The sequence below is a fragment of the Rhodospirillales bacterium genome (assembly GCA_016872535.1).
In the GTDB taxonomy this organism is placed as follows: Bacteria; Pseudomonadota; Alphaproteobacteria; order Rhodospirillales; family 2-12-FULL-67-15; genus 2-12-FULL-67-15.
The window spans coordinates 21,839-29,898 of the sequence record VGZQ01000038.1; the positions used below are offsets into that span (position 1 = coordinate 21,839).

The 8,060-nt window shown below is 65.9% G+C and carries 4 protein-coding genes and 1 pseudogene; 3 read left to right on the top strand and 2 right to left on the bottom strand.

The window, feature by feature from the left end:
- Positions 1-15 precede the first annotated feature (15 nt).
- Both FJ311_09150 and FJ311_09155 read right to left on the bottom strand, forming a co-directional pair.
- Positions 16-663, bottom strand: coding sequence for an ABC transporter substrate-binding protein (locus tag FJ311_09150; GenBank protein ID MBM3951607.1), 648 nt, complete (start codon positions 661-663; stop codon positions 16-18).
- Positions 664-679: 16 nt separating this feature from the next.
- On the bottom strand, positions 680-1,534 hold the full coding sequence (locus tag FJ311_09155; GenBank protein ID MBM3951608.1) for a VacJ family lipoprotein: 855 nt from the start codon (positions 1,532-1,534) through the stop codon (positions 680-682).
- A gap of 270 nt (positions 1,535-1,804) precedes the next feature.
- Between FJ311_09155 and FJ311_09160 the strand changes: the two genes are divergently transcribed.
- From FJ311_09160 to metH, 3 genes and pseudogenes are all read left to right on the top strand, one after another.
- Entirely contained in the window at positions 1,805-2,869 is a 1,065-nt protein-coding gene (locus FJ311_09160; protein ID MBM3951609.1) for a metalloregulator ArsR/SmtB family transcription factor, read from the top strand.
- Positions 2,870-2,895: 26 nt separating this feature from the next.
- On the top strand, positions 2,896-3,867 hold the full coding sequence (gene metF / locus FJ311_09165) for a methylenetetrahydrofolate reductase (GenBank protein MBM3951610.1): 972 nt from the start codon (positions 2,896-2,898) through the stop codon (positions 3,865-3,867).
- A pseudogene (gene metH, locus FJ311_09170) lies at positions 3,864-7,669 on the top strand (methionine synthase). The gene metF and the pseudogene metH overlap by 4 nt, the downstream one beginning before the upstream one ends.
- Positions 7,670-8,060 lie beyond the last annotated feature (391 nt).

An 8,060-nucleotide genomic window follows, 5' to 3' on the forward strand; every position in this document is an offset into this window, starting at 1 on the left:
AGTCGAAAGCGCGACTTACTTCCGCTCCGCGTCCTGCTTCAAGGCGACGGTTTTTTCGCGCAGGACCTCGATCAGGCCCGATACCTGCCCGCCCTTCTGATTGATGACCGAAGTGAAGTCCGAGCGCATGGTGTTGCTCATGGACGTGCCCTCGACCACCACGTCGACGATCTTGTAGGCCGCCTCCTTGTTGCGCCCGACGCGCCAGTCGACGCGGACCGGTTGGCCGCCGTTCGGGCGGACGATCTCGGAGAAGATGGTCACCGTGTTTTCGTTCTCGGCGATCGAACGGTTGACCTTCAACGCCTCGCCCGCGTATTCGGCGAAGCGGTCGACGTAGGACACGACCATCAGGTCCTCGAACAGGCCGAGGTATTCGGAGCGCTCGGCCTCGGTCGCCGTGCGCCAATGGCGTCCCAGGATCCAGCGACCGATCGCCTCGACCGCGAAGCTGTCGTTGAACATGCGCCGGAAACGATCGATCCGCTCGGGCCGGGCGACCTTCGGGTCGGCGAGCGAATCGACCGCCTGCTTGGCGAGCGACTCGATGAACGCCTTAGCGCCGTTCTCCAGCTCGGCCGAGGCGCGCGCGGGCGCGCCCGAAAGCAGGACCGACAGGGCAAGACCAACGGCGAGAATGCGGCGGACGATCATGGCGGGCATTTCCCGGGCGGCATACCTAATCGTTCTTGGGCTCGATTGCCAGGGGGATCGGCGCCGAGGTTTCGGCGATCAACGCGCCGGGAACCGGCTCGGACGATCCGGAAAGGCCCGGCGCCGGCATGTCGGAGGCCTTCTGGCCGTTGCGGATTTCGTCGGCCCGGCGCTCGCGGTAAAGACTGCGGATCGCGGCGTAGTAGTCGAGCGAAGTACGTTCCAAATCGTCCAGTTCCTTCATGTGCCGGGCGCGGACGTCGATCCCGGTCGCGCCGGCACGGGAATAGGTGATGAACTCCTGGCCGGTGTTGACGGCGTACCAGTTGATCGGGTCGGTGAAGAAGTCGGCGACCAGACCGACCGTGTCACGGGGATTTGATGGCCCGAAGATCGGCAGCACCAGATAGGGCCCCTCCGGCACGCCCCAGACCGCCAGCGTCTGGCCGAAGTCCTCGGCATGGCGGGGAATGCCCATTTCGCTCGCCACGTCCACCGCGCCGCCGAGGCCGACGGTCGAGTTGACGACGAAGCGCGCGAGCGTGTGGCCCGCCCGCTTGCCTTCGCCCTGCAGCACATCGTTGGCCAGCACCACCGGCGAGCGCAGATTGGCGAGGATGTTGCCGATGGCCTCCTGCAGCACTTTCGGCGTGAATTCGCGATAGAGCGCCGCCAGCGGCTTCACGATCGCCGCGTCGATGGCGCGGTTGAGGGCGAACACGAAACGGTTCGCCGGTTCGAACGGGTCGTTGATCCGTTGGTATTCGGCGCGCGCCTCGGGATCGCTCGGCGCCGTCGCGCATCCGGCGAGGGTGGTTCCCGCCACGAGGATAAATATCGCGGCCGCCTGCCGCAGGGCGCGAAGGACGGGTGGGGTCATCTTGCTCGGTTCCTCCTCGGTTCCTCGTCGTAAGCGCGCCGTCGCGCGCGCAAGGTGGTGGGCGCGAAATCCGGGGAACGAACGCGCGCCGCGCCCCATATGTGGCCGACGGATGGTTAAAAATTCGTAACCGGACATCATCTTACGTTTGTGGCCCCCCGGCCGATATTGAGGTCCATCCCGGATAGGCCCCCGTGTGATCGGGTGGTAAAGCAGTTTCGATTTTCCCCCTTGCTTTTTTCGACATGTAATTTAAAGATATCTTTATATATGTATATAAAATCCGGTTCTGGCGCTAGCGCCGCTTCGAAGGAGCTTCCCGGTCTGTTCGCCGCGCCGGAGATGCTGGCCGCGCTGCGCGCCGCGGCCGAGCCGACCCGGCTTAGGCTTCTTGCGCTGCTCGCCGAGGGCGAGCTCGCGGTCGGCGAGATCGCCAAAATCCTCAACCAAAGCCAGCCGCGGATTTCGCGCCACCTCAAGCTTCTCGCCGAGGCGGGTCTGGTCGAGCGCGCGCCCGAAGGCGCTTGGGTTTTTCACCGCCTCGCGCGCGCCGGGCTGGGTGGTCGGCTCACCGCTTGGCTGGCCGCCGGCCTCGACACTAGCGCGGGCGCGCTCGCCGAGGATCGCGCCCGCCTCGCCACGGTACGCAAGGAGCGCGCGCGTGCGGCGGCCGCGTATTTCCGCGCCAACGCCAAAAACTGGGATTCGCTTCGCCGCATGCACGCCGACGACGCGGAAGTCGAGCGCACCTTGGTCCGTCTCCTGGCGGGACCCGACGGCCGCGAGCCTCTCGGCGAACTACTCGACCTCGGTACCGGCACCGGACGGATGCTCGAATTGCTGGGGCCGCTCGCGTCGCGCTGCGAGGGGATCGATCTTTCCCACGACATGCTGACGCTCGCGCGCGCCGCGCTCGATCGCGCCCGTCTTGCCTCGGGCTCGGTCCGCCAGGGCGACCTCTACCGCCTGCCCTACGCCGAGGATGCGTTCGACGTCGCGGTCATCCACCAGGTGCTGCATTTCCTCGACGATCCCCTTCAGGCGGTCGCCGAGGCCGCGCGGATCCTGCGCCCGGGTGGGCGACTCGCCATCGCCGATTTCGCACCACACGCGGTCGAGGAACTGCGCGAACGCCACGCCCATCGTCGGCTCGGATTCGCCGAGGGCGAGGTACTCGGCTGGTGCCGCGAAGCCGGCCTCGACCCGGTCGGTGTCGCCCATATTCCGGGGCGCCCGCTCACAGTCACCATCTGGCTCGCGCGCAAGCCCAAGGCGGGCGAACCCAGGGCCGCGCTCGCGCGCTGGACCGTGCGCGCCCAGCAGACGCCCGCCTGACCCGCCACGAAACCCCGATCGTCCCCATGAAGGCCGACCTACCCGTGTTCCCGACCCGCGCCAGTTCCGCTGTCCGACCCGTGATCCAATCGATCTCGCCGCTCCCGGGCGACGTCCGGGTTTCGTTCGAATTCTTTCCGCCCAAGACCGAGGGGGCCGAAATCGCGCTATGGGAATGCATCCAACGACTGGCGCCGGTGCGACCCTCGTTCGTGTCCGTTACCTACGGCGCCGGCGGCTCGACCCGCGAGCGCACCCATGCGACCGTGCTGCGCATCCGGCGGGAAACCGCGCTCGAGCCCGCTGCGCATCTGACGTGCGTGAACGCCACCCGCGCGGAGGTCGACGCCGTCGCACGGCGTTATTGGGACGAGGGCATCCGTCACATTGTCGCACTGCGCGGCGATCCGCCCGACAGTCCGGGACCGGGACTCGGCAGCCCGCGCCTGCATCCCGCCGGCTACATTTTCGCCTCCGACCTGGTGGCGGGATTGAAACGCATCGCCGATTTCGAGATCAGCGTCGCCGCCTATCCTGAAACCCATCCCCAAGCGCGGAGCGCCGAAGATGATCTCGATAACTTGAAACGCAAGATCGATGCCGGCGCCTGCCGCGCCATGACCCAGTTCTTTTTCGAGCCGGACATATATTTCCGTTTTGTCGATCGCGCGCGCGCGCGCGGCATCGCGGTTCCCATCGTACCCGGCATCCTGCCGGTGACCAACTTCGCCCGTGTGCGCCAGTTCGCCAAGGCGTGCGGCGCGTCGCTGCCCGACTGGCTCGCCAATCTGTTCGAGGGGCTCGACGAAGACGCCGAAACGCGCAAGCTGGTTGCGGCCTCGGTTGCGGCCGAACAATGCCGGCTTCTGTTCGAGGGCGGCGTGCGCGAATTCCACTTCTACACCTTGAACCGCGCCGATCTGGTCTACGCCATCTGCCACGTCCTCGGTGTGCGCCCGCCCAAGGCAACCGCATCCGTTTCGGAGTCCGCCCAATGACCGCCGCCGCTCACGACGCCGCCGCGCGCCCCGATAGGGGCGCATCATTTGGCGCGCGCGGGGATTCGCCCGCGCGCCTGATCAAGCTGCACGAAGCGCTGAAAACCCGCATCCTGATCCTGGACGGGGCCATGGGCACCATGATCCAGAAACACAAGTTGAGCGAAGCCGACTTTCGCGGCGAGCGGTTCAAGGACTGGCCGCGCGATCTCAAGGGCAACAACGATCTGCTCACCCTTACCCGCCCCGACGTGATCCGCGAAATTCACGAAGCGTACCTTGCCGCCGGCGCCGACATCATCGAAACCAACACCTTCAATTCGACCTCCATCAGCCAGGCCGACTACGGCATGGAAGCGCAGGTCGGCGAGCTTAACCGCGAAGGCGCCAAGCTCGCCCGCGCGGCCGCCGACGCCTGGACGGCGAAGACGCCCTCTCAGCCACGCTTCGTCGCCGGCGCCATCGGCCCCACCAACCGCACCGCCTCGATCTCGCCCGACGTGGCCGATCCGGCCAAGCGCAACGTCACCTTCGACCAGCTGCGCGACGCCTATGGCGAGGCAGCCCGCGCCCTGATCGAAGGCGGCGTCGACGTGCTGCTGGTGGAAACTATCTTCGATACCCTGAACGCCAAGGCCGCGCTTTACGCGATCGACGAGATGTTCGAGAAAACCGGCCACGTGGTGCCGGTGATGATTTCCGGCACCATCACCGACCGTTCCGGCCGCACGCTCTCGGGCCAGATGCCGGAGGCGTTCTGGAATTCGGTCAGCCACGCCAAGCCGCTCACCGTCGGGCTCAACTGCGCCCTCGGCGCGCCAGAGATGCGGCCGCACCTGGCCGAACTCGCGCGCGTCGCCGACACGCTGATCTGCGCCTATCCCAATGCCGGGCTGCCCAACGCGTTCGGCCAGTACGACGAAACGCCGGAGCAGACGGCGGGCTTCGTGGTCGAATGGGCGAGGGACGGCCTGGTTAACGTGCTCGGCGGCTGCTGCGGGACCACCCCCGATCACATCCGCGCCATCGCGAATGCGGTGAAGGGATGCCCGCCGCGCAAGGTCCCCGAGATCCCCCGCCGGCTCCGGCTGTCCGGCCTGGAACCCTTCGAGCTCCGCGAATGACCGACACCCCCGCCCCCGACAGTCCCGCCGCCGACACGCCCCCGCCGGGCGCGAGCTTCGTCAACGTCGGCGAGCGCACCAACGTCGCCGGCTCGATCAAGTTCAAGAAACTGATCCTCGAGGGCAACTACGAGGCCGCCCTCGACATCGCCCGCGACCAGGTCGAGAACGGCGCCCAGGTGATCGACGTCAACATGGACGACGCCATGCTCGACGCCGAGAAGGCGATGACCACCTTTCTCAACCTGATCGCCGGCGAGCCGGCGATCGCGAAGGTGCCGATCATGATCGATTCCTCGAAATGGTCGGTGATCGAAGCCGGGCTCAAATGCGTCCAGGGCAAGGCGATCGTCAATTCCATCAGCCTCAAGGAAGGCGACGGGCCGTTTCTCGAGCACGCGCGGAAAGTCCGCCGCTACGGCGCGGCGGTGGTGGTGATGGCCTTCGACGAGAAGGGCCAGGCGGAATCCGCCGAGCGCCGGTTCGAAATCTGCCGGCGCGCTTACGCGCTGCTGACCGAAAAGGTCGGCTTTCCGCCCGAGGATATCGTGTTCGACCCCAACGTATTCGCGGTCGCCACCGGTATCGAGGAGCACAACGACTATGCGCGGGCCTTCATCGAGGCGACCCGCCTGATCCGCGAAAAATTGCCCTACGCCCACGTTTCGGGCGGCATTTCCAACGTGTCCTTCTCGTTCCGCGGCAACGAGCCGGTGCGCCAGGCGATGCATTCCGTGTTTCTCTACCACGCGATCAGGGCCGGGCTCGACATGGGCATCGTCAACGCCGGCCAGGTCACGCCCTACGAGGACATTCCGCCCGAGCTGCGCGAGCGGGTCGAGGACGTGATCCTCAACCGCCGCCCCGACGCCACCGAGCGCCTGCTCGAAATCGCCGAGCGCTACCGCGCCGGCGGCGCCAAGAAGGAAGTCGATTTGTCCTGGCGCCAAGCCGCGGTCGAGGAGCGTCTCGCCCACGCGCTGGTGCACGGGATCGCCGATTTCATCGAAACCGACGTGGAGGAAGCGCGCAAGACCGCGCCCCGGCCGCTGGCGGTGATCGAGGGCCCATTGATGGAGGGCATGAACCGGGTCGGCGACCTGTTCGGCTCGGGCCGCATGTTCCTGCCCCAGGTGGTGAAAAGCGCGCGGGTGATGAAAAAGGCGGTCGCTTATCTGCTGCCCTACATCGAAGCCGAAAAGACCGGCGGCAGCGCCAAGGGCAAGATCGTGATGGCGACCGTCAAGGGCGACGTGCACGACATCGGCAAGAACATCGTCGGCGTCGTCCTTCAGTGCAACAATTTCGAGACCATCGACCTCGGCGTGATGGCGCCGTGCGCCAAGATTTTGGAAACCGCCACGGAGGTCGGCGCGAGCATGATCGGGCTTTCCGGCCTGATCACGCCCAGTTTGGAGGAAATGTGCTTCGTCGCGAGCGAAATGGAGCGTCAGGGATTCAAACTGCCGCTCCTGATCGGCGGCGCGACCACCAGCAAGGTGCACACCGCGGTCAAGATCGCCCCCAATTATTCGGGCCCGGTGGTCTACGTCGCCGACGCCTCGCGCGCGGTCGGCGTCGCCGGGCAGTTGGCGGGCGACAACCGCGCCGCCTTCGCCGCCGACGTGCGCGCCGATTACGAACGGACGCGCGAACTACACGCGCGCCAGCAGGAAGAAAAAGACCGCCTGCCCATCGACAAGGCCCGCGCCAACCGCGCGGCCATCGACTGGGGCGCCTATGTCCCGCCCAAGCCCCTGAAGCCTGGCCTCACCCGGTTCGACGACTACGACCTGGCCGAACTGGTGACCCGTATCGACTGGGGTCCGTTCTTCGCGGTCTGGGAAATGCGCGGGCGCTTCCCCGATATCCTCGAGGACCCCAAGGTCGGCGAAACCGCGCGTCACACCTACAACGACGCCCGCGCCATGCTGCAGCAGATCGTCGGCGAAAAATGGCTTACGGCACGCGGCGTGGTCGGGTTATGGCCGGCCAATTCGGTCGGCGACGACATCGAGATTTATGCCGACGAAACGCGCCGCCGCGTGCTGGCGACCGTCCACACGCTCCGCCAGCAGATGGCGAGGGCCGAAGGCGGGCGCGCCAACCTGGCACTCGCCGATTTCGTCGCGCCCAAGGAATCCGGTAAGCCCGACTGGTTCGGCGGCTTCGCTGTGACCGCCGGTATCGGCGTCGACGAAGCGGTCAAGCGCTTCGAGGCCGCCCACGACGATTATTCGGCGATCATGGTCAAGGCGCTCGCCGACCGCCTCGCCGAAGCCTTCGCCGAGCGCCTGCACGAGCGGGTGCGCAGGGAGATTTGGGGCTACGCGGCGGGCGAAAACCTCACCAACGCGCAACTGATCGGAGAGGAATACCGGGGCATCCGCCCCGCGCCCGGCTATCCGGCGTGTCCCGACCATACCGAGAAAGGGACGCTCTTCCGGTTGCTCGACGCGGAAGCGAACACGGGCATCCATTTGACCGACGCCTTCGCCATGTGGCCTGCCGCCGCCGTCAGCGGCTATTACATTTCGCATCCCGAGGCGCGCTATTTCGGCGTCGGGCGGATCGGGCGCGACCAGGTGGAAGACTACGCCCGGCGCAAGGGCATGGACCTCGCCATCATGGAACGCTGGCTCGCGCCCAACCTCGGCTACGATCCGAAGAAAGGGTAAAAAGACGAGGGGGCGTGCTTAGCGGAGACTAACTGACCCACCCCTTACGTTCACTTTGCGTTCTTTTCTTGGTATTACCGAAAAGCCAAGAACGCAATACTACTAGTATATATACATCAATATAAACGAGGTAACGCTTTGCCAAGCATACCTCTAGAAAAACGCCAAGAAATAGCTAGGGCGCGATTGCTTCGCGTCATAAGAAACCATGGGATCGCCAACTGGCGTACCCTTGAGCAAAAAATATCCGACGCTGGCCCATCCGTGACGTGCTCCCCGACTTGCCCTCGTTCATGGGCAGAATCCGTTCTGGTTATGCCCCTCTTGGGGGCGGGTTGCAAACTCGAACGGCGTGAGCCCGCCGAGGCTCATGTGCGGCCGGCGGGTGTTG